Below are 25251 nucleotides of genomic sequence, written 5' to 3' on the forward strand. Positions count from 1 at the left end.
CTCCTTTAGTTCGCGGGGTGCGCGGACACGGTCCAGGGATCCGTGCGGATGTGCAGGATCTCGGTGTCCACGCCTAGAGGGGCCACGATACTCTCTGCCTGCTCGGTCCAGGGAAACTCGCTGGCCCAGTGGGCGGTATCGATGACGGCAGGCCCACCGGCGCGCAGGTGCTCGTCGACCGGGTGGTGGCGCAGATCCGAGGTGACATACACGTCCACACCGAGTTTGGACACATCCGAAAGGAACGAGTCGCCGGAGCCGGAGGACACCGCGACCTTTTGCACGATCTGGTCCGGATCGCCGGCGGCGCGCACGCCCCAGGCGGTCTCCGGCAGGGCGTTGGCCACCTGTTGGGTGAACTCGCGCAGGGTCATCGGCTCCGGGAGCGTGCCGATGCGCCCGAGGCCCGTCGCGTTGTCCAGATCCGCGGTGTGCTCCACCTGCACGATGTCGAACGCCGGCTCCTCGTACGGGTGATGCGCGCGCAGCGTATCGACGAGCTCACGCCGCAACCTCGCCGGCGCCACAAACTCCACCCGTAGCTCCCGGGCGGTGTAGTGCTCGCCGACCGTGCCGTCGGTGGGGTCCGCGCCCTCGACCGGGGTGAACTCGCCGGTGCCCTCGGTGGTGAAGGCGCACTCGCGGTAGTTGCCAATCTCGCCCGCGCCGGCCTCGAACAGGGCACGCTTCAACGCATCGGCATCCGCTGGCGGGACGTGGACGCCCCAGCGGTCGGTGGCGTTAAGAAGCACCGGCTTGATCGGGCGGCCGGGTTCGATGCCGACGAGTTCGGCGAGTTTGTCCGACACACCCGGGCGCGCCGAATCGGCGTTCGTGTGCGCGGCGAACAGCGCGCAGCCGCCAGCCAGCAACGTGTGGATAACCTTGCCCTTCGGGGTATTCGCCGCCACCGAATGCACACCACGCAGCAGCAACGGGTGGTGCACAACGAGCAACTGCGCACCCTGCGCCACGGCCCGTTCGGCGACCTCCAGCGTGCAATCCAACGCGAACGCAACCTTGGTCACCTCAGCATCCGGATCACCGCAAACCAGGCCAACCTGGTCCCAACTTTCCGCCAACGCCGGCGGGTAGGCAGCCTCGAGGGCATCAACAACGTCTTGCACAGTCACAGCAGTCATGGCAGCCAGCCTACAAATTTGGAACAGTGGTGAGGTGTGAACACCACATTGCTTTTCGACGTCGACGGCACCCTCATCGACTCATTCCCCGGCATCCGCCACGGATTCCTCCTCGGATTAGAGGCCGTGGGCTGGGACAAACCCGACGAGGAGTTCATCAAACGCATCCCCGGCCCACCCATGCCGGAATCGATGCGCGCGCTCGGCATGTCGCCTGACCAGGTCGAACAAGCCATGCAGGCCTACTCCGCCTACATGTCCACCGAAGGCTGGCAACGCTTCGAGGTTTTCGACGGCATGGCCGACCTGCTGGCCAGGTTGAAGGGGGAAGGTTTTGGGGTGTGCACGGCGACGTCGAAAAGCGAACGCTTCGCGCGAGCCGCCCTCGAGCGCGCAGGGATGCTCGAACACATCGACTTTTTGGGCGCTGCATCTAACGACGGCGTACGCGCCAAGAAGGCCGACGTGATCCGGTACGTGCTGGACAACGTCGCGCCAAAACGTCCCCTGATGATTGGGGATCGCACCCACGACTTCACCGGTGCCGCCACCTTTGACATCCCAAGTGTTGCCGTGACCTGGGGCTACGGCGCTGCATCCGAGTGGGACGAAGCGACCTACGTAGCATCGGACGCACGCGAGTTGGAAAGGATCATCCGTGCTGCATATTGATTTCGTCTGCACCGGCAACATCTGCCGCTCCCCGATGGCCGAGGTCATCGTGCGCTCCAAGTTGGAGGACGCGGGACTGGGCGATGCGGTGCGCGTGTCGTCGTCAGGCATCGGCGACTGGCACGTCGGCCACAAAGCCGACGAACGCGCCCGGCGCGAACTGGCCAACCACGGCTACGACGGCGAAGCCCACCGCGCCCAACAGTTTGGCTACGAGCAGGAGCAAGCCGACCTGATCGTCGCGCTGGACACCAACCACGTGTCGGAGTTGGTCGTGCGCGGCGTGCCCGAAGACAAGGTCCGTCTGCTGCGCTCCTTCGACCCCGCCGCACCTGAGGGCGCTGGCGTTGCCGACCCGTACTACGGCGGGCCCGAGGGCTTCACCGTGGTGCGCGAGCAGATCGAAGCCGCCGCCGACGGCATTATCCGCTGGGTGCGCGATCAGCTAGGCTAAGTGGGCGTGAATGCCAACAAGTCCTCCCAAAAGCCGTGGTGGCGCCAACTGCTCAACCCCGGCTGGATCATCGCGGCGATCGTCGTCGGCATTTTCTCCTACTTTGCCTTCACGTTCCTCGCGCCCTGGCAACTCGGCAAGAACGAACAGTTAGTCGAGCGCAACGAACACATCTCCGCGGCGTTCGACCACGATCCCGAACCGCTGGTGGACCGCCTGCCCGGCACCACGCTCGCCCCCGCCGACGAATGGTCACGTGTGGTCGCCACCGGCCACTACACGGGCAACGACGTGTTGCTTCGCCTGCGTTCCGTCGACCGCACCCCTGCGTTCCAGGTGCTCACGCCGTTCACGCTTGACGACGGCCGCACCATCCTTGTCAACCGCGGCTGGGTCCCCGCCGAAGGCTCCACCGGTGTGCCGGACATCGACGCAGCACCTACCGGCGACGTCACCATCACTGGCATGCTGCGCGCCGCCGAAGCGTCCCACCCGACCGCGCCCATCCACGACCAGGGCTTCGACATGGTCCACTCCATCAACCCCACCCAGGTTGGGGAGCTGACCGGAGTCGACGCGGGGGCGGACATGGTCGAGCCGTACCTCCAACTACTCTCAGACCAACCCGGCACCCTCACCGCCATCCCCCTGCCCCAACTCGAAACCGGCAACCACCTTTCCTACGGCCTCCAGTGGATCCTGTTCGGCGTCGCCGCCCCCGGCGCCCTGCTCTACTTCCTGTTCTCCGAAAGCCGCGAACGCCGCCGCTACGTCGAGGAGCAGAAGCAACTGCTTAACGACGACACCGTGTCCGGCAGCGGCCCCGAGCCTTCCCCTGTCCCCGGCGAAGAAACCGCCCCGGCGCCGTCCGCTCAGACCCCGACTGCGGCTCCTACGCGTTCCCGCCAGCGCTACGGTTCTTCCCGCACCAACCCGTGGGCCAAGGCTTACGATAAGGAACAAGAACGCTAACTCTGTCCCATGGTCTCTGAAGGGGTTTTGATGTCGCTCGATTCCGTCCTCCGCACCCTCGCCGACGCCTTCGTCGTCCCCGCCTCGGGCGTCGAACCTGCCGATATTGAAGACGCCGCCTTCGACCACGCCGTCGCCTTCGCCAACCGCCCCTTCGCAACCTTGTCGCTTCTCACCGACCCCGAAGGCCAGCCCCTTTTCGCCCTGTCCGACGGCGGTACTTTGCCAGCCCGCGCCGGCTTAGCCTGCGCCGCGCTTGGCCACTCTCTCCACGACATCTCCATCGTCCCCGACTCCCCCACCGCCACCACCGGCTCCGCTCGGGTGCAGTTCTCCGAATGGGACGTCGCAGACGTGGAGTTCGACGGCAACACCCCGGCGTTCGAACTGGGCATCCTCGCCGCCATCGAGAACCGATCGCTCTAGGTACCGGTTCGGGTTAAGCGACAAAATGTGTGTCTGGATTCGTCGATTTGTTTGAGATGATCGGGGGTTTTCCTGAAAGTATATGCTCCTGGGGCTTATATCCGCGCCATGGTGACGAAAAACCGGGGGGTGACAGCAGCGTGTGGTAGGGGCTGGTGTTGGCTTGATCAATGCCGAAGAACAGACCACGCTGCCAATGCGGTGGGGAAATGAAACGCAACGGTAAGACCTCCGCCAACCGCAGCCGGTGACGGTGCAAAATGTGCGGCGCTTCCACCACCAAGCAGCTCCCCGATATCACCAACTCCGCTGCCTTCGCAGCATTTATCACCCACCTCACAACCGGTGCGAGCTTGGAAACCGCTGCCGCCGGAGCAGGATGTCATCCGCGTACGCTGCAACACCGGTTTGAACACTTCTGGCTAGTTGATGTCCCCGATCCCACGATCGGGCACGAAGGCTGGGTCTACGACCAGGTCTTTCTTGACGGCACCTACACCGCCGGCGGATGCTTGATTGTTGCTGCCACCTTGGATCACGTCATCGCTTGGCACTGGTGCACACGTGAAACCACCCGCGACTACCAACGACTGCTCGAACGTATCCCCGCGCCCCTGATCCCTGTCATTGACGGCGGCCAAGGCGCTGCCAGCGCAATCAAGGCATGCTGGCCCACAACGAAAGTGCAGCGCTGCCTCGTCCACGCCCAACGCGTGGTGCGCCGGCACACCACCGCACGTCCCCGCACCGATGCAGGACGAGCGATTTACCAGATCGCGCTCAACCTCACGAAGATCACCGATCTTGACGAGGCGGCCGCGTGGGGTGCGCAACTGCACGAATACGGCACTATCTACCGTGACTGGATGAACCAGAAAACGTTCACAACCGACCCGGCGACACGGCAACGCGCCTGGTCATGGACTCATGAACGCACTCGCAAGGCCTACAACAGCCTCAACCACCTATGGCGGGGCAACTTACTGTTGGTCTACCTCGCCCCACCCGACGGTGTGCTCGACGCCAGCCGGATCAAAGCCACCAAACAGCCGGAAGGCGGAATCAACGCCCAGTTGAAACTGCTGGCCCGCACCCACCGGGGAAGATCCGGGAACATCAACGCCGCATGTTGGATTGGTGGCTCTACCTAAAAACGGAACTGCCTGACGACCCCGTTGAGATCGCCGGGCAGCCCAACTGGGGTCAGGACTAACTGGCCAAAGTATCCCCCCTGACCCGAAACGAGAACCAAGCCGACCACGAAACTTCGACGACCAGCCTTCTACGAGGGCGCTATCGACACCAACTACACCCACTCAATCGGCATCCAAAAAGGCCACATCTAACCCTCGCGACACGCCGAGCTAGACACCCTTTTTGACCCTTAACGCTCAAATAGTAGTTATAGAGTAGCGGCTCACGCAGGAAGCAAGAATTTGAATATACTAGCCTCTGTCTCGTTTACGGTATCTCACCAAGACTACGTACAAAATGCCCGCTAGAGCACCTGTAATCGATAAAATGGGACCTACGGACAAAATCGGATTAGACCACGCAGAAAGTGCTACCTGAATAATACTCAGGATAACACCTATAGCGATAATGATACCGATGACAACACGTAGCAAGCGCATTTATACCTACTGTGACCAACAAATTCCACCAGGGAAAAGTCTAATTCCTCGATTCCACGAACCGCAGATGCCTAAAATGCCAGATTCCGCCGCTAAGACTCCAGCAATAGCGCCAGCAAGAACCCCGCCTACACCTGTTTCTGCAGTAATTAACGCAGCTAACGCGGCAACACCAGCGCCAGCGGCGTACGCATTCTGGAGTGCAGATGCCGCGCAGCTATTTAGCAAGACACCGGGTGGTAGCTTTTGGAACCCATTCCGTCCTTGACATGCATCGTAAAACTGAATAGCCGGTTCGATAGCATCCGCTTCGCGTTCAAGAATCGCTAGGTCTGATTCGTCCGCGTCAACATTCCAGCCTTGCGCAAGAAGAGTTCCTGAGAACTCATTCAGTACACCAGAATCCACGTCTGGATCCGACTGAGCTGCTCGATAATCAAACCGTGCATGTTCAAAATCAACATACCTGTCCATCGCCCTAAAAGATGCCTCTTCAGCCACGGTGAGGTTCGAATCCTCGGCAAATAACATCTGCGCCTCAGCGACGTCAATTGGCTTTGCCGTTACCGTCGTAGGGGAGGAGATTCCTAGCGCCGATACCGAAAGTGCAACTGCCAATGCCCTTCTAAAGAGTAGGCGCATTCCTAACCTCTTTCTAGGAATATTCTGCGAGAGCTTGCTCTGTCGAGATGTCCTGCGAGCTCTTGCTCACTTAAGACACCTTGTGAGATGACGGTAACATATTCTTTCGCCCAATGAACGGCAGAGCATTAATGAGAATGTCACGCCGATAGCAGACACACATTTTGAGCCTTAACCCCTTAACCCCAGCCTGCGGACTCACACCAAGCTACGAAAAGGCCCCTCCGAAGAGGGGCCTTGACCTGGTGCGCCATGACGGGCTCGAACCGCCGACCTACTGGGTGTAAACCAGTTGCTCTTCCAGCTGAGCTAACGGCGCGCTACCCGGTAACACTACCAAAGCACGACCGGAAAAGGAAAACCTGCAGGCTAAGCGCCAAAAACTACCGTTTCGAGGCGGCGAGGCAGGAGCCCTGCCAGTCACCGAAGCGGTCGGCCTTGGTCTGCAGCAGACCGGCCAACTGGGCAGACTCTGCGATCAAGCCCGGGGCGACAACGCCTGGGAAGCCGGCACCAGGAGTCATCAGCCAGATACGGCCACCGGAGCCGAGGTTGCGGGTGGCGTCGACGAGTTCATCGACAAGGTCACCGTCGCCTTCACGGAACCAAAGGAGGACGAGGTCGCAGGGCTCGAGGGTGTCTTCGTCGAGAAGCATTGCTCCGATGGCATCCTCGATGGCTTCCGAGATGGACGAATCCGCATCCTCGCCCCAGCCGATCTCCTGAACGACAAGGTCGGGGCCAACCCCAAAACGGTCGGCGTAGGTGTCCACTCCTGTGGCACTCAAGTGTCTAAATCCTCCAGTTGTAGTTGTACGAATGCACGACAGCATACCGCCCCACCGTGCTCAATGGCGACAAACCAACAATTAGTCTCACCAAAAGCCATCCGATGTAAGAACTAGCGACCAAAAGAACGTATCCTTGTCGGTGTATTGCCCCGATGAACCCAGGAGGTTGAAGTGGCCGAAAAGGACACCGAGATGATCGATGGTCGCGTGAAGAACGCTTCTGACGTCGATACGAATATCCTGTCGCTGCGCGAAGGCGTAGCTTCCTACCTGCATGACGCGGACCCGGAGGAAACCCAAGAGTGGATGGACTCCCTCGACGGCCTGCTCGAGGAGTCCGACCCGGAGCGCGCCCGCTACCTCATGCTTCGCCTCATTGAGCGCGCCAACGCCAAGCGCGTACCGCTGCCGGCGCTGTCCTCCACGGACCTGGTGAACACCATCCCAACCAAACTCGAGCCGGAATTCCCTGGCGACGAGAAGATTGAGAAGCGTTACCGCCGCTGGATGCGCTGGAACGCCGCCGTCATGGTGCACCGCGCACAGCGCCCCGGCATCGGCGTCGGCGGCCACATCTCCACCTACGCCTCCGCGGCAGCCCTCTACGAAGTTGGCTTCAACCACTTCTTCAAGGGCAAAGACGCACCACAGGGCGGCGACCAGATCTTCTTCCAGGGCCACGCCTCCCCAGGCATGTACGCCCGCGCCTTCCTCGAAGGCCGCCTCTCCGAAGACGACCTGGACGGCTTCCGCCAGGAACACTCCCGCAAGCAGGGCGGCCTGCCGTCCTACCCGCACCCGCACGGCATGCCGAAATTCTGGGAGTTCCCGACCGTGTCCATGGGCCTTGGCCCAATGAACGCCATCTACCAGGCACGCTTTAACAAGTACCTGCAGGACCGCGGCATCAAGGACACCGACCAGCAGCACGTCTGGGCATTCCTTGGCGACGGCGAAATGGACGAGCCCGAATCCCGCGGCCTCATCCAGATGGCTTCCCTCTACGGCCTGGACAACCTCACCTTCGTCATCAACTGCAACCTGCAGCGTCTCGACGGCCCAGTGCGCGGCAACGGCCAAATCATCCAAGAACTGGAAAGCTTCTTCGTCGGTGCCGGCTGGAACGTCATCAAGGTCGTCTGGGGCCGCGAGTGGGACGAACTGCTTGAGAAGGACGAGGACGGCGCACTCGTCCACATCATGAACACCACCAAGGACGGCGACTACCAGACCTTCAAGGCCAACGACGGCGCCTACGTCCGCGAGCACTTCTTCGGCCGCGACGAGCGCACCAAGAAGCTCGTCGAGGATATGACCGACGAAGAGATCTGGAACCTGCGCCGCGGCGGCCACGACTACCGCAAGGTCTACGCCGCCTACAAGCGCGCCCTGGAAACCAAGGGCAAGCCGACCGTCATCCTCGCCCACACCGTCAAGGGCTACGGCCTCGGCCACAACTTCGAGGGTCGCAACGCAACCCACCAGATGAAGAAGCTGGCCCTGGAAGACCTGAAGCTCTTCCGCGACAAGCAGCAGATCCCGATTTCCGACGAAGAACTGGAAAAGGATCCGTACCTGCCGCCGTACTACCACCCGGGCGAGGACGCCGAGGAGATCAAGTACCTCAAGGCACGCCGCGAGGAACTCGGTGGCTACCTGCCAGAGCGTCGCGAGCAGTACACCCCACTCGAGCAGCCTGACTTTGAAAAGACCTTCAAGGCCCTGTTCAAGGACTCCGGCAAGCAGGAAGTCGCCTCCACCATGGCGCTCGTGCGCACGTTCAAGGCGATCATGCGCGACAAGGAGATCGGCAAGCGCATCGTCCCGATCATCCCGGACGAGGCCCGTACCTTCGGCCTCGACTCCTGGTTCCCGACCCAGAAAATCTACAACCCGCACGGCCAGAACTACGTGCCGGTCGACCACGACCTGCAGCTGTCCTACCGCGAGTCCACCGATGGCCAGATCCTGCACGAAGGCATCAACGAGGACGGCTCCTCCGCATCCTTCATCGCAGCAGCAACGTCGTACGCCACCCACGGCGAGCCGATGATCCCGATGTACATCTTCTACTCGATGTTCGGCTTCCAGCGCACCGGCGACAACTTCTGGGCCGCCGGCGACCAGATGGGCCGCGGCTTCATCGTCGGCGCAACCGCCGGCCGCACCACCCTCTTCGGAGAGGGCCTGCAGCACATGGACGGCCACTCCCCGATCCTGGCATCCACCAACCCGGCCGTCATCCCGTACGACCCGGCGTTCGCCTACGAGATGCCATACATCATCTCCAAGGGCATCGAGCGCATGTACGGCCAGGGCGCGGACAAGGACGAGGACGTGATGTACTACATCACCGTCTACAACCAGCCGCACCACCAGCCGGCACGCCCGGACAACCTCGACGTTGAGGGCCTGCACAAGGGCATCTACCTTTACGACGAAGGCAAGGACCTCGAGCACAAGGTCTCCCTGCTCGCCTCCGGCGTGGGTATGCAGCAGGCACTGCGCGCCCAGGAGATCCTGCAGGAGAAGTACAACGTCGGCGCCGCGATCTACTCCGTCACCTCCTGGACCGAACTCGCCCGTGAGGGTCAGCGCAAGGCTGCCGAGCAGCTCCGCAACCCGGGCGAAGAGGTTGAAGAGGCATTTGCGACCAAGCAGCTCAAGCAGACCGAAGGCCCGTACATCGCGACCTCCGATTTCGCTTCCGACCTGCAGGAGCAGATTCGCGCCTACGTCCCGGGCCAGTACATCGTGCTTGGTGCCGACGGCTTCGGTTTCGCCGACACCCGCGAAGCCGCCCGCCGCTTCTTCAACATCGACGCCGAGTCCATGGCCGTCGCCGCCCTGATGGGCCTGGCCAACGAAGGCAAGATCGACCGCGATGTTGTAGCTAAGGCTGCGAAGGATCTGAAGATCGACGATCCGACCGCCGCGAAGCCGACCCTCGACTCCGACGACGAGGGCCCGGAGAACGCCGCCGAGTAGTTCTCTGACCTCCACCGCCCCGGCCTGTTTTCATTGGCTGGGGCGGTTTTCGTTGTGTGAGGTGGCTCGTCTTTCCGCCTGCCACCCTTTCCGAAAATAGTTCCCCGGCCGGGAACTTTCTTCGGTTTTGGAACTTTCCGCGGCTGCGTTTCCCCAGGTCGCCGATTTTGTGAGCCGCGCGGATCCAAAATTGTTCCACGAATCGGCGCGGACCCGGGAACTATTTTGGCCAGGTGTGGATTCGCCTGACAGATTTCACACTGACTCCAAACCCAAAACCCGCTGACCTGCGACGATTCCCGGCGCTGACAGATTCTGCCGGAATGTGTCAGAAACCTCGGCGGCTGGCGGCTGTCGCAGGCGCGGTCGCGCCGGCCCTACCCTCGCGCTAGGGCGATGACGCGCTCGATGGCGGCGGTGACGGCGTCGGGGTCGTCGAGAGGCGGCATGTGCCCTGACTCGGGCAGGATTTGGAAGTAGGCGCCTGGCCAGATTGCGGCGAGTTCGGCGGATTGGCTGACGGGGGCGACGTTGTCGCGGTCGCCGACGAGGATGTAGCCGGGGATGGTGGCCAGGACGGCGGCGGCGCCGCGTTCGGAGTGGGTTTGGAGGTCGTCGAAGAAGCCTCGATAGGTGGCGAGCGGCGTGGCTTTGATCATGCGGGCGTGGAATGTGATCAGGGACCACGGTACGGGCCGGAAGTAGAACCAGCGCGCGAGGATGGGGGCGATCATGTCGGTGACCAGGCGTCGGATGCCTTCGGCGGCGTGCGGCAGCCTATCCACAAACCACCCGAGCGACCGGCCGAATCCCCCACCGAGGAGACGTGGTAGGCCGCGGGCGGTGAAGGGGTCGACGGTGCTGGAGATTTGTACGGAGCCGACCCAGTTGAAGCGGTGGCGGCGCATGAGGGACAGGGAGATCGGACCGCCGAGGGAGTGTCCGACGGTGATGAGGGGGTCGTCGATACCGAGGTGGCTCAGGACGGCGGCGATGTCGTCGGCGGCGGAATCGATGGTGAGCAGGCTGGGGTCGGCGTAGCCGGTTTTGCCGTGGCCGCGGACGTCGACAAGGATTTGGCGCACGCCGGCAATGGCTTCGACCTGCAGTTTGTATTCGGCGGCGGCGATGTTGAAGCCGTGTGCGTAGACGACGGTCAGGCCGGCGTCGCGGGGGCCGACGTCGTAGTAGTGGATGGTGATGCCGTCGCGGTCAAGGGTGCCGGTGCGCATCATAATCCGAGTTGTCCCAGGTAGGGCATGGCGGCGAAGCCGATGCCGACGATGACGGCGAGGATGCCGAAGACCAGCGCGACTTTTTGCAGCGGTGTCGATCCCGCAGGCGCAGGCGCGGGCGTTTGCTTCTCGACGACCCCACGTCCCGTATTCGTCACCCTCGCCGTCGTCGAACGCTTCGAGCCGTCGGCGAACGTGGCGGTCACGTCAAGGTTCGCGCTGTCGTAGGAGTCCTTGGGCAGGGTCACGGTAATCGCCCCGGTCTTCTGGTCAACCGAGTCGTAGGTGCCCTTGACCTCCCACGTCGCGTCGTTAGGAAGGTCCAGGTGGCGGACGTTGGTCGGGGTGAGCGTTACGGTTTGGCCGGGGTCGGCCTCGGCGGAGTCGTATTCCGGATCGTACAGAAACGCGTGGTCCGGGATTAAGGTGACCTCGGGGAAATAGAGGTCCGTCGAGTTGTCCGGAAAGTGCACCCGCACCGGAATCTGCTGCGTGTTCTCGCCGCGCTGCACCGGCGTATCGCCATTCAGGTTGAGGTTGACCCGGAGTTTGTCGTCCACCTTGTCCACCTGAAAGCGGTGGCGGATCGTGTTCTCCCCGGTCAGGCTCCACCGCGCCCCCTCCGGCACGTCCTTCAACTCCAGGTAAACGGGGTTGGTGTAGTAGTCGCCCGGCGGGCCGTACACGTGCGATGTCTCCGGCGCGAAGTACGGCTTGTACGTTTCCGCCATCGTTGCGGCGCCGGCGACGGGGGCGACGAGGCTGGTGATCACAACGGCTGCTGCCGGAACTGCGAGGCGGTGCATGGGCCTATCATAACGGCATGGAACTTTCGCAGCGCTTGGATCTCGGCGGCCTCCAACTCGAGGAGGAAACCCCGGCAGACACGTTCGCTCGTCTCGCGGGATTGGTTGAGGAGGTGACGGGGGTCGTCGTCAAGCAAAGCTCGCGTTTCGACGACACCGCAATCGCCTCCCTCGACCGCATCGAACTCGCCGTGCGGATCGAAGAGAACTTCGGCGTGCGTATCGACGACACCGTGCTCACCGACCACCCCACCGCCGGCGAACTCGCCGACTACCTGGAGGAACACGAATGATTTCATACCTGACCGACATGGACGGCGTGCTGCACAAAGAGGGCTCCGTCATTCCCGGCGCGAAGGAGTTCATCTCCACCCTGCGCGATGAGGAAATCGAGTTCATGGTGCTGACCAACAACTCGATGCAAACCCCACGCGACCTCTCCGCGAAACTGCAGCGCATGGGCCTGGACATCGAACCGGAACGGATCTGGACCTCGGCGACGGCGACCGCGAAGTTTCTCTCGCAGCAAGCCGGCGAGGCCTCCGCGTACGTCATCGGCGAGGCCGGCCTGACCACGGCCCTGCACGAAATCGGCTGGATTCTTACCGACGCGGACCCCGACTTCGTCGTACTCGGCGAAACCCGCACCTACTCCTTCGAAGCGCTCACCACCGCCTCGAACCTGATCCGGCGCGGCTCGCGCTTCATTGCAACGAACCCCGACCTGACCGGGCCTGGCCCGCGCGGGGTCGTACCCGCAACCGGTTCCGTCGCCGCCATGATCACCGCCGTGACCGGCATGGAGCCTTACTACGTGGGCAAACCTAACCCCGTCATGATGCGCTCCGCACTGAACAACATCGGCGCCCACTCCGAAAACACGGTCATGATCGGCGACCGCATGGACACCGATGTGAAATCCGGCCTCGAAGCCGGCATGCGCACCGTACTTGTGCGCTCCGGCATTAGCGACGACGCCGAGATCGCCCGCTACCCCTACCGCCCCACCGCCGTGTTCGACTCGGTGGCGGACCTGGTGGATCGCATCCACGACCCCTTCGGCGACGGCAAGTACACCGACGCCGACTAGGGCGCGCTTCCTTACACCGCCGAGTCGGAGCCGGCGATGTAGAAGCGCTGCTTGTTCACAAACTCGTCCATGCCCAGTGGGCCCAGTTCGCGGCCCAGACCGGAAGCCTTCACACCGCCGAAGGGCAGTTCGGCGCCGCGGGCCTGCGGGATGTTGACGTGGATCATGCCGGTGTCCACCTTGTCGGCAACGCGCTTGGCGCGCTCGACGTCCTCGGACATCACGGCGCCGCCGAGGCCGTAGCGGGAGTTGTTGGCCACCTCGATGGCCTCCTCCTCAGAGGACACCTTGTATACCTCGGCAACGGGGCCGAAGAACTCCTCGTAGTAGGAGTCGGAACCGACCGGGATGTCGGTGATCACGGCCGGGGTGATGTAGGCGCCCTTGCCGGTGACCTCGCCGCCAACGCGCAGGTTCGCGCCTTCAGAGACGGCGATCTTCAGCTGCTGGGCGAGGTTTTCGGCGGCGTCGCGCGAGGACAGCGGGTAGTAACGGCCCTTCTCCGGGTTGAGCGGATCGCCCGCTTCGCACTTGGAAGCGAGGGAGACGAGTTCGTCGACGAATTCGTCGTAAATGTCCTCCATCACGATCATGCGCTTGTTGGAGGTGCAGGCCTGGCCGGTGTTGGAAATGCGCTTGTTCCAGGCGGTTTTCGCGGCGGCCGGGACGTCGGTGGAGTCGAGCACGATGTAGGCGTCGGTGCCGCCCAGCTCGAGCACGCACTTCTTCAGCGCCTGGCCGGCCTGGGAGGCGATGGCACGCCCGGCGCGCTCGGAGCCAGTGAGGGAAACGCCTTGGACGCGGTCGTCGTTAATAATGCGCGAAATTTGCGTGTGCTTCGCGTACAGATTCGTGAACAGCCCCTTGGGCGCGCCGGCCTCCTCGAAAATCTTCTGGATCGCCTCCGCCGAACGCGGGCAGATCTCCGCGTGCTTGACCAGCACGACGTTGCCGGCCATCAGCGCGGGCGCGGCGAAGCGCGCGACCTGGTAATACGGGTAATTCCACGGCATGATGCCCAGGATCACGCCGAACGGAACCTTGCGCATAATCGACGTGCCGCCACGCTTGTTCGGGATCTCCTCGTCAGCCCCGAACTCGGCGCCGTTGTCGGCGTAGTAATTGAAAATCTCGACTACGTCGTCGATCTCACCGTCGCCCTGGTCGACCGGCTTGCCCATCTCTTCGGCGATGATGCGGGTGAGTTCGTCGCGTTTGTCGTCGAAAAGCTTCGCGACCTTCCGCAGCACCTCCGCACGCTCCTCAAACGACTTCTCGCGCCACTGCTTAAACGTGTCGTTTGCGGTGGTCAGGGCGGTGTCGAGGGCGTCGTCGCTAATGAAATCGTACGTTGCGACAATCTCGTTGTTCTTCGGATTTTGTACTCGATATTTAGTAGACATGCGCCCCATGGTACGAGCGCTGCGTCAGCCTCGCCACGAAGTTCTCCTCCGCCGCCAACCGCTCAATCGCGCGCCGAAACGGCTCAATCTCCGCCTCCGTGGCGCGGATCGTTTCGCTGCACGAGTACGTGCGATCCGGCCGCCGCTGCCAGCGCGTGAACCAGACCTCGCCCGGCTCACCCTCGGGCAATAAGAGCATTTGCTTCTCGACGACCCCACGCACCCGCCCCAACATCCCCTCAATGTGGAGCGTCCACGTGAGTCGATTGCGTGTCGGACGGCACGCGCGGGGCGCAGCCAGTGTTGTCGTCATCGGTGGGGACCCTTCTGTGCTTTGCAGTGCTTGTGTGCTTTTGCTGCAGTGCATGTTCAGCACTGTTTGTTCGGCATACTCCTGCCCCGGTGACTAAGCGGGACTTGAATCCGCCTGCCCGGTGACTAGCCGGGCCCTGGCGGCGGAGTGCGAGACGAGAGGTTCGTCTTCCCCAACGGCCTCTGGTTGCTCGCGGACGATCTTGCGTCACACGAGTTCACCTGGGCAACCCTCAACCGCTGCTTGATCCCCCTGTTTATTCGACCTTTGGTTGAGGTTTAGCGGAGTCCTTTGCGGCCGGAACGTTTACTTACATGGCGTCGACCGCCGTTTAGCGGAAACGCCCCCTAAAGAAAGCTTCGACTACAGGACCTGAATTAAAGCACAACACCAATTCGTCAACCTGCAAGCATGTCTTTAACATTTTCTATGCGCAACGTTAAAGTTTGTTCGGTGGAGGAATTTTGGGAAGTACTCTGGATACGGACGGGGAACGCTGGCAAAATGTCGAGAAGTCTGCTGGCGACCCCACCAACGCGATAACTGAATTTGCGATAGTTGGTCTGCTAGTAACTTTCGTTGCTTTCATCCTTTCTATCGTCGGAATGTTTTTCTACGTAAATGGACACGTAGAACAACTCTCTGCCCAGTTAGGAAGCTCGAACCCCCTCTCTCTCGGCGCCCTCCTCACAGGCCTAGTAGCAGCGGGAGGCATTACCTACGCTATCGACCGGGACAGAGGAGACCGTTTCACGCTTGAAGACGGATCTTCCATTCAGCTCCTCATCTCAGCGGTGGCGTTAATCGCGGTAATCCTCAATGTTGTTTGGGAGTACATGCGGTCCGTGACCAGCGTATATAAACAGCAGCTTGAAGTGCACAAGAGCGGACTTCACACAGGTAACGCAACAGAGAATGCACCCACTCTTTCGCTAGTCGATTTGGTGGTTGCCTGGTTCTCACCGAACGTGTTGATGGTCGCATCCGTGAGCGCAGGTGCGCTTGCAATTTTCTTTACACTCTCCACTGCTTCGCGCCCCAATGTTCTGCGGATTCATGGCCAGACACAAACGGTGTCTAGACGGTTAACTAACAGGGAAAACGCTACAGCGTTTCTGAAGATGCTGAACAGCGAAGTGGGTGATCTTCGTCCCGCACTCGGCGCAACTTCCCACTGGATATCACGTTTAGTTGGGATAGTCTTGATTGGCTTGGTATTCGCAGGGCCGGTCGCCGTTTTTTGGATTTCGGACGGGCCGGAATCCCCGCGAAAAGCGACCGCAGCATTTCTAACTCTAGGGACGGTAGGCGTGGGTTGCCTTGCGTTCGCATTCAGACAGCATCGTCGACAGGTTCTGTCTTTTGGCCTCCTAGCCGACAAATCCACAGCCTATTACTACCTCTGCATGTTGGGGCTCGTCACACTCGGGACGATTGTTGTGGGATTCCTAATAGCCCCTGTTGCTGGCATCGCGCTGCTGGTCGTGACGATAACTTATAGCGTTTTACACGTTCGATTCATACACCAAGTTAGAAAATTCCAGCACAAGGCGATCCGCCCAAGAAAAGAGACAGAACCGTGAAAAACCTAAAACAACATTCAGATTCGACTGACAACGCATTCCCCAACAAGAGCGCACCAGCGGACCGGGAAGACGCAAGTGGATACGTCTCCACAACCGTAGGGAATTTTCGCATAGCGGCAACGATAGCCACTTTGCCTACACAATCTCCCGCTCCACGAGAAGTGTCAGCAAAGCTCGAGACTGAACACTACGCATTCAACCTTTCCAATGTTGGTTTTGCTACGCCCGAAAGGTCGGAACTGGAGCTAGTGCTCTTACGCAAATCCGACTGTTGCACCTTAACGATTCACGCGAATAACAATTCGCTCGCCGACACTGGACGGCTACCCGAAAAAACATTTCGCGTCTCCACCCCGTGTTGCTGTGCTGACATAGATCTAGTGCCACTTCCCCAGATTGAATCAGGCCCCACGCATAGCAGCGATCCCGATCGCGAGGACATCAAAAAGAAACGGAAGAGAGTCAAAAGAGGAGTTAAAAAACGCTTGGGGTCATCCCTATTCGCAGCCACGCCCTTGAAAGATCTGCTCGTCCGTTTGGATGAATGTTGCGAAAGCGACCGTCGAGACATCATCGACATCAAGAGAAAATTGTCAGATTTGTCCCGTTAAGGTGCGATCTGCTGGGAAGCCTATAAAAACGACAACCTACAGCAACCGCACGGCCAGCACGCCAAGGAAGATCAACACGAGACCGACGAGGCGGGTCGTGGTGAGCGGGTTCTTGCGCGCACCGAAGGCGCCGCGGGCCTCAAGGACCTGGCCGGCGGCGATCGTGCCAGCGTTGAAGGCGATGACGGTGGTGGCTGTGCCGATCAGCGGTGACAGCGTCGCGCCGGCGATGACGAAGATCGCACCGACGACGCCGCCGAGCCACATCCACCACGGGCCCGGCGTCGGGCGGCGGACCAACTGACGGGGCGAGGTCAGCAGCGCAGCGACGAAGAGCAGGCACACCCCGACGAAGAGATTGATCTCGGAGGCGTGCAGCGACGACCCGGCGATCGTGCCCAGGTAGCCGTTCACCGCGGTCTGGATTGCAGAGCCGACACCGACCATCACACCCAGCAGGCGGAACAGCCACAGCTCGAGGCCCGACGCGTCGCCCTCCACCTTCGCCGACTTGCCGGCGCGCAACACTACGACGATGCCGATGAAGACGACGAGGGCGCCGGTGATGCGGGGCAGGGTGACGTTGATAAGCGGTGCCCCAAAGAGACCAAACCGGTCAATAACAAGGCCCATTACGACCTGGCCGAGGATCGGCAGCACCACTGTTTGCACGGCGCCGAGGCGTGGGAACAGGAGGATGTTGCCGAGGACGAAACACACGCCCATCACGCCGCCGAGCCACAGCCACCACGGCAGCGACGTGCCCGGCGCGAACTGCGGCAGCGGGTTGCCCTGCGAGATTGTCGTCGCGACGATTGCGACGAGCAACGCCACCGAAAACGAGATCAGCGCGGAAACGACTGGACGATTGCCGACACTCAGGCGCAGGCGCGAATTCGCCGCGGTTTGGATCGGGATGAGCCCGCCGACGGCGAGCGCGATGAGAACTAGCACTCTGCTGCCTTTCTAGGTCAAAGCGAGTGGGCGACCGCCTGCAAGATCGTCAACCGCACCATCAAGAATGGATTTAATCTGAGCAACGGACTCATCGTCAGAGCCGAGCCGCGCCGGGAGGTGGAATGGGGCGACTAGGTGCATGAAGCAGACCGTCTCCGCGACATATCGCTGAAATTCTTCAGACGAAAGACTCGGAGGAAGCTCAAAGTTAAAGTCATTGACCTGCTCCTTGCTATGCGAGTCAGGATGGTGAAAAACGCGCCCGGGATATTGGTCCAGGAACGTTTTCATTTCTGGACGCGCAGAAACGATGTAAGAACGCACTTTCTTCTGGGTCGACGCATCAGTGGCATTCTCACCGATCTCGAAATGGACGAAGGCTTCCCAAACTCGCCTGACGTGGTTAGAGGTAAGACCTGTAGCGGTTTCGGAATTGAGATGGACACCTGCTTTCACAGGAGACTCCACGCCACGCCACTGCGAGAAATGCTCGAACATTAACGAGAGTATCTCCAGATATACGTCTAAATTCTCAAAGTTTTCACGTTCGAGCTTGGCGTTGCTGAATCGCCAATTAGAAACTTTCCCCGAAGCGACCGCGGTGAGAGACCGGGCGACTGTAGTAGCGGTATTCAGGTCGTGGGTTAGTAATAGGGTTTTGGTTTTCGAACCTCGAGCGTTAAGCAGCCGAAAAGCGTATATCAACAAGGAATGGACACCATATTTGTTGTCTGCATCGAAGCTCGAAACCGGGTCATCAAACACGATCAATTGATCTCTCGTGAAAGCATCCTCGAAGCGCTCCCCCTCTGCAACGGTTACTAAGAAATAACAAAGCGCTAAGATGTTTCTTTCGCCCGTTGACAGCTTGGCGGGAGCAAGACTCGAAGCTCGATTCTTAACGATGTACCCCTCAGATACCGGCTCAAGACGAATACTAGAATTTCCAAAAACTACGGCGAGCAGAGCATTTATCCGGTCAGCTGCCTCCGCTTCTCCTTGTTGAGAAGCTTTCAAGACGTCTATCTCGTCTTTTACTTTCTGGATCTTTGCTTCTGCCTTCGCTCGTTTTTCCTCTCTCTTCTTTAGCCTTTCCTTATCATTTTTCAGCAAGATGAAGGCATCAGCTATTTCATATCTGGAGAGCTTTAGGTTCAGTTCTTCGGCTTGCTTCCGCGTCTTAGCAAGATTTTCAACTTCGTTGTTGTGGTCTTTGACCGCCTGAGTCACATTCGCTATTGCAACGTTTAATGACTCGATAACAGAATTTAAATCCGAACTAAATTCAAACGTCTTTCGTGCGGGATTGTCAGCTTTCTCCTCCAGTGCGGAGTTAATTTCTTGAACTAATCCGTTGTACTTCTTCACCTCTCCATCGAGCTCTTCGATCACATACTCAAAACCTGATACGTGGATGCGGGGACTCAGCCCCAACTCTTGCAAGTTCAATTTCTCGGCTTGGCTGGCAAGGTCATCCGACTCCATTTCACGCAGTAGATGCTCGATTGCGTTTATCGCCATTTCTCGATATTTAACATCTATATCTTGAAAGCATTCCGGGCAGAAATCTGCTTTTCCAGAGAATGTCGAGTGGATTCGTTCCTCCAAAGATGTCCGCCCTAGACTGAGACCCTCGATTCGCTCAAGGAAACCTCCTACCTGGTTCGACGCTCGAGGTTTAGGGTCTTGCTTCAGAAAGTTTTTGATGTCACCGAGTACAGCAGGCGTTTGAACCTTCGGATAAGACCAGGAAAGTACTTCCGATTTTTTCTTTTGGTCGATCGTCTTGACTAGTTTTTCGAACCTGAGATAAGCAGACGAAGGCTCAAAGTCTTCGACCTTGGTTTTTTCAATTGTCTCCCGCACCGGTTTTCTCAAAACTTCAGACAAACCGAGGCGTCTGTTTCGTCGTTTCCAGCTATCTTTCGTGGAAGTATCTTTCAGCCTATCGTCAACGGCTTTTTGATATTTGCCAACCTTGTTGGATAAATCACTGATTTTTTCGTTTAGCTCTTTGAGGCCCCCCTCATACTGGTGCAGCGTCGTTAGTTTTTCATCAATCTCTTCCGCATTCGCTGCCTGGTCTCCGATCAGCACAACCGGCTGCATCGATTCGGTTCCGCCAGAGATCACATGCTTCGTGACGAACTTTTCATCAAACACGAAAATCCGGGAATCCTCACTTAGGGAATCGGAGCCTTTTAGCCTGATTGCCTGGACGGATGAGGGGTCTTCCGACAGAATTCGCGCGATCGATGACTTACCTGTGCCGTTTTTCGCCAGCACTACCGCATTGGCCACTGTCGGCTGCTTGCTTCCCACCACGCCCTCGAAAAATGGCAGTTCACATTCTCCAATGTGATCAAAATTGAACCTAAGCGCCGTTACTCCGTTGAAACTACTCACAAAAGCAGGCTAATTGAGACTCCATCCAGCTGCCATGTCACCGCGATACAGAACTACCGCAGCCCGCGCCCGTGCTCGTCCACATACGCGCGGTAGAGCGCCTCCACGAACTGCTCCTGCGACACGGCGCCCGAAACGCCGAGCCGGTCCAACTCGTCGCGGATGTCCTTGCGCGTCGGAGCGGAGACCAACACGGTCGGCCGTTGGGTGCGCTGTCGCCACGATCCGGGGGTTTGCGGCAGGCGTCCGCCGACGCGGTGTTTCATGCGGGTGAAGATGGCGTCGACAGGCGCGAGCACCTCAATGCCCGGCACGGACCAGCCGAACCAGTACGCGGCGACACCCAGCGCAATGCCCACCAGCGCGGACACCGCGAGCCCCACGGACTCGAGCCCGAGATCATAGAAGAGCTGCACGCTTATCGACGACACAATGCCCGGCACCACATACCACTGCCGGTCCACCAGGATGGATGGGATTTGCCCGATCATCATCTCGCGGATCACCATGCCGCCGGTGGCGGTGAGGATGCCCATGAGGATGCAGCCGAACCACGTGATGTCGGCACGCATGGCCGTGACCGTGCCCGTCACCGCCCACACACCGACGATGACCATGTCGCCGTGGAAGCGGAACATCTCCCAGGTGAACCCCTCGAGCGGTAGCGCGAACGCCACGAGCGACCCCACCAGCGCCGTACCAATGTACCAAGGGTTTTGCAACGCCGACGCGGGCGTTGCGCCGATCAGGGCGTCGCGGATCATGCCGCCAGCCATGCCCGAAATGATGGAGATGAGCATGAAGCCGACGGCGTCAAAGCGCAACCGCCTAGCGACGAGCCCACCCATCAGCGCATTCAAAAACACCCCTATAAGGTCCATCAGGGCAAACGAGAACCCCACGGCGGTGAACACGTTGTCGAAGTACATGCGCGTCATCGTAGTGGTTTACGCCTGTAATTCCCGGCGTTCGGTCCCGGGCGCCGGAGATGACGGTGTGGGACGTGTGCGTAGGTGTCGCCGGTTTGGCGTGGTTGCCGGTACCGCCAGACACGCTCGGACACACACATGGTGAGAATACAACGGTGAAGATGCCGATATTTTGCCGTCCTCACCGTTACGTTCTCACCATGTGTTGGGTGGGGTCGGGAAGGTGGCGTCGCAAAGCTAAACCTCGCATGGAACACGGTACATTTCGCCAATTTTCAGCGAGATGTACCGTTTGGCCGGGCAGCGCCGGGGATCCCTGGCGCCCCGCCCCTACCCCAGGCGCTGGACTGCGTCGACGACGAGGTCCCAGAAGCGCTCCACGTCCAGGCGCGTGGCCACGGACGTGTTGCAATCGGCGCCACCGCCAGCAGCACCGGCACCGCCAGCAGGACCAGCAGCAACACTGGCGGCCGCCGCACCGAACACGCGGAAGTCCGCGATCGTCCGCCCGCGGGTCAGCGCACCCGACAGTTCCACGGACAGGGGCACGGCCACGGTTTCGACGACGGTGGGGTCGATGACGTAGGCGACGGCGCAGGGGTCGTGGACTGGTGGGTTGTCAAAGCCTTGGGCGTCTTTGTAGTTGCGGCGGAAGGCGTCGATGAGTCCGACGCAGAAGTCGCCGGCGGAGGTGCCAAGCGCCGCGAAGCGCGACTCCACCTCCGGGGTGGCAAGTGCCTGGTGGGTCAGGTCCAGGCCGACCATGACCACGGGCCAGTCCTCGCCGAAGACGATCGCGGCGGCTTCGGGGTCCACGAACGTGTTGAACTCGGCGGACGCGGTCCAGTTACCGGTGCCGTACGCCCCGCCCATGAGCACGACCTCGCGCACGCGCGAGACGATCCGCGGCTCCATGCGCACGGCCAGCGCGATGTTGGTCAGCGGTCCGGTCGGAACCAACGTCACGGTGCCGGGTTCTTCGCGCATCAGCGTATCGACGATCCACCGCACCGCATGCTCATCCTCCACCCCAACCTCTGGTTCGGGCAGGTCGTAGCCGTGGATTTCCATGCCGGTGTCGCCGTGGATGTCCTCGGCGGTGACCACCTCGTTGATGAGCGGTCGCGTCGCACCCCGGTACACCGGCACGTTGGTGGCCCCGGCGATGGTCAGCACCTGAAGCGCGTTGTGGGTGACTTTATCGATGGTGTGGTTGCCGCCGATCGTCGTTAAGCCAAGGAGCTCAATGTCTGGATTGCCAAGCGCGAGCAGGATGGCGACGGCATCGTCGTGACCGGGGTCGCAGTCGATGATGATCTTACGCACGGGCAGCCACGTCCTCTGCTGCGAGCGTGTCCGGGATGGTTTCCGGCTTCGGGATGAGGAACGACGCGGCGAACGCGCAGCCGAGCAGGACCGCGCCCGTGATCATGCCCGCGTGGTAGCTGCCGCCCGTGGCTGTGAACACGGCGAAGATGATCGTGAACGACAGGCCCGCACCCAGGTTGAACGCGCCGCCGTTGAGCCCCGGCAGGTAGCCCTGGTTGTGCTTCGGCGCAAGCACGACGCCAAGCGAGCCGAGCATGATGTTGCCCATGCCGGCGTAGGTGATGCCGGCGAGAATCGACATGGCCAGCAGCAGCGCGGGCGTCGCATTGCCGACGACCACCACACCGAACAGCACCGACAACGCCGCACCCGCGATACCGATCTGCAGGATGATCTTGTAGCCCACGCGGCCGGCAAGCCAACCGGCGATGGGGCCCATGACGAGGCCGGCGAGCGCGTACGGGGTAAGCGTCCACCAGGACACGACACCGGCGGACATGCCCGGGCCGGCCTCGGCGTCCTGCGCGAGGTTGGGCACCAGGCCGTTCATGACGGCGAACACACCAGTCATGGTCAGGGTGGTGGTGAGCAGCAGCGCCCAGGTGCGGCGCTGGGTGAGCAGTTCAGTGGACATCAGCGGGTGCGGGGTGGACTTCTCGGTGCGCCAGAACCACACCAGCGACGCCGCGCCGATGGCCAGCAGGATAATGACCATGACCCAGTTGGCGGCGGCGAGCTCACCGGCCATGTTCAGCGCGGTCAGGATCGCGGCAGCACCGATAACCAGGCCGACGACGCCCTTCCAGTCCATCGGCTGCAGCTGGTCGGACTTGGTTTCCGGCACGCCGAACTGCACGGCGAACACGGCGATGAGTGCGGAGGCGCCGATGACCCAGAAGAGGGAGCGGAAGCCGAAGGCGTCGGTAAGCCAGCCGCCCAGCAGCGCATCCACACCCGCGATGCCGCCGTTGACCGAGGTCAGAATGCCCACCAGGAACGCAAACTGCTTCTCCTCGCGCACGGCCTGACGCAGCATGACGGAGGTCAGCGCGACCGTCGGGCCGGACACGCCCTGGATCACACGGCCGATGAACAGCATGGTCACGTTCGTCGCCAGCGCCGCAACGACCGAGCCGATCACGGTGACGACCATCATGGTCACCAACACCTTGCGACGCCCAATCAAGTCACCCCAACGCGGCATAAACAGAGCAAACACAGCGGCGGCGGTGAAGAACGCCGTCTGCGTCATGCCGATCTGCGCGGTGGTCGCGTCAAGTTCGACCTCCATGGTCGCCAACGCCGGCGACAACATGGACGCGTTGAGTTGGAATGCGAAGACAGCCACCAGCAGCGCTGTCATCAGGGGCACGACCTGGTTGGTCGGTAGTTTCTGCCCCGCTGCTGGTAGCGAGGTGTTCGTCATAGTCATGCGTGCAGTGTAAAACAGCCCTCCGCGCACCGCCCGCCTCGGTTCCGGTGCGTCGCCGAGCATTGCGAGCGCCCCTCAAGCAGCGTCTTTCCGTTCATATGCAGGGCTCGATATGCGTAATCCCTGGTCACAGCGTTTCGGCTCGAATCGCCCGATTTTTCCGAAAACGCCCTCACCTGCAGTTACGCATATCGAGCCCTGCATATGAACAAATTCAGCCCAACGCCAGACACGAACCGGTGCTCCGCTCCACCCTTCAGACTCAGGTGCGACTTAACGAAATTGCAGCTTAGGAGCAAACCCGAACTCGAATCTGGTGGCAGGAAAACCTAGTTAGCGGGCAGCACCGAAAACTTTCCCGGTTTCGTCTTCGACTGAAGGACCATGCCGATGTAGTAGACGATTCCCGCTGCGAACAGGGACTGCAGTGCAGGGATCCCTATCGGATTTGCGTATTGGGTGTAATAGCCAACTCCGATGCCGATTAGTGTCGCCACCGTAGCAACCCAGTTCCAACCCGGGATTTCCTCCCACTGCTGCTTGCGGATGAAGAAGAAGTCAATGGTCACGATTGCGGCGATCGCGGGGTAAACCAACGATGTGAGGTAAAGGAAGTCAGTGAAGTAGTCCAGGAACCCTGCTAGAGCGAGAGCAATACCGATAAGTGTTCCTACGAGAGTCAGCCACTGCCTGCCTCGGCTGGAGTCAACATTCATCAGGTTCGAAAGAGCGAGGCCCATTGAATAGTTGTTCACGAGCTGGCTTGTCCAGGTGGCTAGCCAGAGAATCAGAAAGCCCCAGAAGGGGAAACCGAGTTCAACCATCACAGCAACGATGTCTGCTTCCCCGATGCCTACAGCCATGAACGCACCAACGACGAAAAGCGGAATTCCTACTCCGATGATGCCCCACGGAATAAGAACATTGTCTTTCCACAAAGGCTTGGCGTAGCGGGTGTAATCAGCGCTGATTACCCACTGAGAAGCATTCACGCCAATAACGAGGCTTAACGCGGCAACGACAGTCATTATCGGTTCTGGATTCCAGGCCTTAATTTCCTCCCAGCTGGAGTTTTGTACGGCGAAGTAGATGCCAGCCACGATGAGTAGCAGACCGGCTGGCACCGCAATGTAATCGGTCCACTTCATACTCGAATAGCCGATAATCGATGGGATTGCGAAGGTCAGCCCAGCAACTGCTGTGATGAGTGCCCACATTCCCCATTGAGTATCAGGGTCGATTCCGAGCATCGCCGCAAATGCGTTGCCCGCCACAGCCGTTTGCAACGCCCACCAACCCAGAGACGAGATGAAGATGGTGCCTGCGGCGATCAGTTTTGCTTGGGCCACTCCAAAACTGTTCTTTGCGATCACTGTCGATGGCAGACCGGTTTTCGCACCTATGTGGCCTGTGTCAAATTTTGTGGACGGGTA

21 protein-coding genes, 1 tRNA gene and 1 pseudogene are annotated in these 25251 nt (G+C 60.4%); 9 read left to right on the top strand and 14 right to left on the bottom strand.

From position 1 onward, the window contains the following. Positions 1-5: 5 nt before the first annotated feature. Positions 6-1142 carry a Nif3-like dinuclear metal center hexameric protein gene (locus HMPREF3171_RS07915; RefSeq protein WP_070484071.1) on the bottom strand — a complete coding sequence of 379 codons (1137 nt, stop codon included), beginning with the start codon at positions 1140-1142 and terminating at the stop codon, positions 6-8. Positions 1143-1178: 36 nt separating this feature from the next. Here HMPREF3171_RS07915 and HMPREF3171_RS07920 point away from each other — a divergent pair, with 36 nt between their 5' ends. The 5 genes and pseudogenes from HMPREF3171_RS07920 to HMPREF3171_RS07940 all read left to right on the top strand — a co-directional run bounded on the left by HMPREF3171_RS07920 (position 1179) and on the right by HMPREF3171_RS07940 (position 5012). Next, positions 1179-1814 carry an HAD hydrolase-like protein gene (locus tag HMPREF3171_RS07920; RefSeq protein WP_070484074.1) on the top strand — a complete coding sequence of 212 codons (636 nt, stop codon included), beginning with the start codon at positions 1179-1181 and terminating at the stop codon, positions 1812-1814. Beyond that, on the top strand, positions 1801-2268 hold the full coding sequence (locus tag HMPREF3171_RS07925; protein WP_070450800.1) for a low molecular weight protein-tyrosine-phosphatase: 468 nt from the start codon (positions 1801-1803) through the stop codon (positions 2266-2268). Before HMPREF3171_RS07920 ends, HMPREF3171_RS07925 begins: the two co-directional genes overlap by 14 nt. A 6-nt stretch (positions 2269-2274) precedes the next feature. Next, positions 2275-3240, top strand: a complete 966-nt coding sequence (locus HMPREF3171_RS07930) for an SURF1 family cytochrome oxidase biogenesis protein (RefSeq protein WP_246815350.1) — start codon at positions 2275-2277, stop codon at positions 3238-3240. A gap of 30 nt (positions 3241-3270) precedes the next feature. After that, complete coding sequence (locus HMPREF3171_RS07935) at positions 3271-3666, top strand: hypothetical protein (RefSeq protein ID WP_070570161.1); 396 nt, start codon at positions 3271-3273, stop codon at positions 3664-3666. A gap of 170 nt (positions 3667-3836) precedes the next feature. Continuing rightward, positions 3837-5012: pseudogene (locus tag HMPREF3171_RS07940) on the top strand (IS1249 family transposase). A gap of 294 nt (positions 5013-5306) precedes the next feature. Here the strand turns inward: HMPREF3171_RS07940 and HMPREF3171_RS11910 are convergent. From HMPREF3171_RS11910 to HMPREF3171_RS07950, 3 genes are all read right to left on the bottom strand, one after another. Further along, positions 5307-5801, bottom strand: coding sequence for a hypothetical protein (locus tag HMPREF3171_RS11910; RefSeq protein ID WP_141743383.1), 495 nt, complete (start codon positions 5799-5801; stop codon positions 5307-5309). Between the two features lie 384 nt (positions 5802-6185). Then, a tRNA-Val gene (locus tag HMPREF3171_RS07945) sits at positions 6186-6261 on the bottom strand. Positions 6262-6325: 64 nt separating this feature from the next. Continuing rightward, a complete protein-coding gene (locus HMPREF3171_RS07950; protein ID WP_246815351.1) occupies positions 6326-6730 on the bottom strand; it encodes a DUF3052 domain-containing protein in 405 nt (134 codons plus the stop codon). 195 nt (positions 6731-6925) lie between these two features. Between HMPREF3171_RS07950 and aceE the strand changes: the two genes are divergently transcribed. Then, the gene (gene aceE, locus HMPREF3171_RS07955) at positions 6926-9721 is read left to right on the top strand and encodes a pyruvate dehydrogenase (acetyl-transferring), homodimeric type (RefSeq protein ID WP_070484160.1); all 2796 of its coding nucleotides are present in this window, start codon (positions 6926-6928) and stop codon (positions 9719-9721) included. A gap of 377 nt (positions 9722-10098) precedes the next feature. On the opposite strand, the gene HMPREF3171_RS07960 is transcribed toward aceE, so the two are convergent. After that, positions 10099-10956, bottom strand: a complete 858-nt coding sequence (locus tag HMPREF3171_RS07960) for an alpha/beta fold hydrolase (RefSeq protein WP_083292013.1) — start codon at positions 10954-10956, stop codon at positions 10099-10101. Further along, positions 10953-11762 (bottom strand): YPDG domain-containing protein, encoded by an 810-nt coding sequence (locus HMPREF3171_RS07965; protein ID WP_070422124.1) that lies wholly within the window; start codon positions 11760-11762, stop codon positions 10953-10955. Before HMPREF3171_RS07965 ends, HMPREF3171_RS07960 begins: the two co-directional genes overlap by 4 nt. A 17-nt stretch (positions 11763-11779) precedes the next feature. Here HMPREF3171_RS07965 and HMPREF3171_RS07970 point away from each other — a divergent pair, with 17 nt between their 5' ends. Continuing rightward, the gene (locus tag HMPREF3171_RS07970) at positions 11780-12055 is read left to right on the top strand and encodes an acyl carrier protein (RefSeq protein WP_070422123.1); all 276 of its coding nucleotides are present in this window, start codon (positions 11780-11782) and stop codon (positions 12053-12055) included. Then, a complete protein-coding gene (locus tag HMPREF3171_RS07975) occupies positions 12052-12852 on the top strand; it encodes an HAD-IIA family hydrolase (RefSeq protein WP_070422122.1) in 801 nt (266 codons plus the stop codon). Before HMPREF3171_RS07970 ends, HMPREF3171_RS07975 begins: the two co-directional genes overlap by 4 nt. 11 nt (positions 12853-12863) lie before the next feature. Here the strand turns inward: HMPREF3171_RS07975 and HMPREF3171_RS07980 are convergent, their stop codons facing one another. Beyond that, positions 12864-14255 carry an NAD-dependent succinate-semialdehyde dehydrogenase gene (locus tag HMPREF3171_RS07980; protein WP_070484163.1) on the bottom strand — a complete coding sequence of 464 codons (1392 nt, stop codon included), beginning with the start codon at positions 14253-14255 and terminating at the stop codon, positions 12864-12866. Further along, on the bottom strand, positions 14245-14454 hold the full coding sequence (locus tag HMPREF3171_RS07985) for a hypothetical protein (protein WP_141739398.1): 210 nt from the start codon (positions 14452-14454) through the stop codon (positions 14245-14247). Before HMPREF3171_RS07985 ends, HMPREF3171_RS07980 begins: the two co-directional genes overlap by 11 nt. 578 nt (positions 14455-15032) lie before the next feature. Between HMPREF3171_RS07985 and HMPREF3171_RS07990 the strand changes: the two genes are divergently transcribed. After that, positions 15033-16151, top strand: a complete 1119-nt coding sequence (locus tag HMPREF3171_RS07990) for a hypothetical protein (protein WP_070484082.1) — start codon at positions 15033-15035, stop codon at positions 16149-16151. Positions 16152-16801: 650 nt separating this feature from the next. Here HMPREF3171_RS07990 and HMPREF3171_RS07995 read toward each other — a convergent pair. From HMPREF3171_RS07995 to HMPREF3171_RS08020, 6 genes are all read right to left on the bottom strand, one after another. Continuing rightward, the gene (locus HMPREF3171_RS07995) at positions 16802-17719 is read right to left on the bottom strand and encodes a DMT family transporter (RefSeq protein WP_070484085.1); all 918 of its coding nucleotides are present in this window, start codon (positions 17717-17719) and stop codon (positions 16802-16804) included. Between the two features lie 12 nt (positions 17720-17731). Beyond that, the gene (locus HMPREF3171_RS08000) at positions 17732-20128 is read right to left on the bottom strand and encodes an AAA family ATPase (protein ID WP_070484088.1); all 2397 of its coding nucleotides are present in this window, start codon (positions 20126-20128) and stop codon (positions 17732-17734) included. 53 nt (positions 20129-20181) lie between these two features. Beyond that, positions 20182-21057 carry a trimeric intracellular cation channel family protein gene (locus tag HMPREF3171_RS08005; RefSeq protein ID WP_070484165.1) on the bottom strand — a complete coding sequence of 292 codons (876 nt, stop codon included), beginning with the start codon at positions 21055-21057 and terminating at the stop codon, positions 20182-20184. Between the two features lie 330 nt (positions 21058-21387). Further along, on the bottom strand, positions 21388-22383 hold the full coding sequence (uriH, locus tag HMPREF3171_RS08010; protein ID WP_070484091.1) for a uridine-preferring nucleoside hydrolase UriH: 996 nt from the start codon (positions 22381-22383) through the stop codon (positions 21388-21390). Beyond that, positions 22376-23818 carry a uridine transporter UriT gene (gene uriT, locus HMPREF3171_RS08015; RefSeq protein ID WP_371327143.1) on the bottom strand — a complete coding sequence of 481 codons (1443 nt, stop codon included), beginning with the start codon at positions 23816-23818 and terminating at the stop codon, positions 22376-22378. Before uriT ends, uriH begins: the two co-directional genes overlap by 8 nt. Positions 23819-24147: 329 nt before the next feature. Then, positions 24148-25251 (bottom strand): purine-cytosine permease family protein (locus HMPREF3171_RS08020; RefSeq protein ID WP_070484172.1); only part of this gene is annotated, 1104 nt, incomplete at its 5' end.

The sequence above is a fragment of the Corynebacterium sp. HMSC08F01 genome (assembly GCF_001807545.1).
Taxonomy (GTDB): Bacteria; Actinomycetota; Actinomycetes; order Mycobacteriales; family Mycobacteriaceae; genus Corynebacterium; species Corynebacterium coyleae.

Bases quoted from the DNA above. Each gene is read 5' to 3' on its own strand.
- HMPREF3171_RS07985 (WP_141739398.1), bottom strand. From the start codon at position 14,454: ATGCTCTTATTGCCCGAGGGTGAGCCGGGCGAGGTCTGGTTCACGCGC.
- HMPREF3171_RS08005 (WP_070484165.1), bottom strand. From the start codon at position 21,057: ATGTACTTCGACAACGTGTTCACCGCCGTGGGGTTCTCGTTTGCCCTG.
- HMPREF3171_RS07935 (WP_070570161.1), top strand. From the start codon at position 3,271: ATGTCGCTCGATTCCGTCCTCCGCACCCTCGCCGACGCCTTCGTCGTC.
- aceE (WP_070484160.1), top strand. From the start codon at position 6,926: ATGATCGATGGTCGCGTGAAGAACGCTTCTGACGTCGATACGAATATC.
- HMPREF3171_RS07975 (WP_070422122.1), top strand. From the start codon at position 12,052: ATGATTTCATACCTGACCGACATGGACGGCGTGCTGCACAAAGAGGGC.
- HMPREF3171_RS07980 (WP_070484163.1), bottom strand. From the start codon at position 14,255: ATGTCTACTAAATATCGAGTACAAAATCCGAAGAACAACGAGATTGTC.
- uriT (WP_371327143.1), bottom strand. From the start codon at position 23,818: ATGACTATGACGAACACCTCGCTACCAGCAGCGGGGCAGAAACTACCG.
- HMPREF3171_RS07915 (WP_070484071.1), bottom strand. From the start codon at position 1,142: ATGACTGCTGTGACTGTGCAAGACGTTGTTGATGCCCTCGAGGCTGCC.
- HMPREF3171_RS07960 (WP_083292013.1), bottom strand. From the start codon at position 10,956: ATGATGCGCACCGGCACCCTTGACCGCGACGGCATCACCATCCACTAC.
- HMPREF3171_RS07965 (WP_070422124.1), bottom strand. From the start codon at position 11,762: ATGCACCGCCTCGCAGTTCCGGCAGCAGCCGTTGTGATCACCAGCCTC.
- HMPREF3171_RS07970 (WP_070422123.1), top strand. From the start codon at position 11,780: ATGGAACTTTCGCAGCGCTTGGATCTCGGCGGCCTCCAACTCGAGGAG.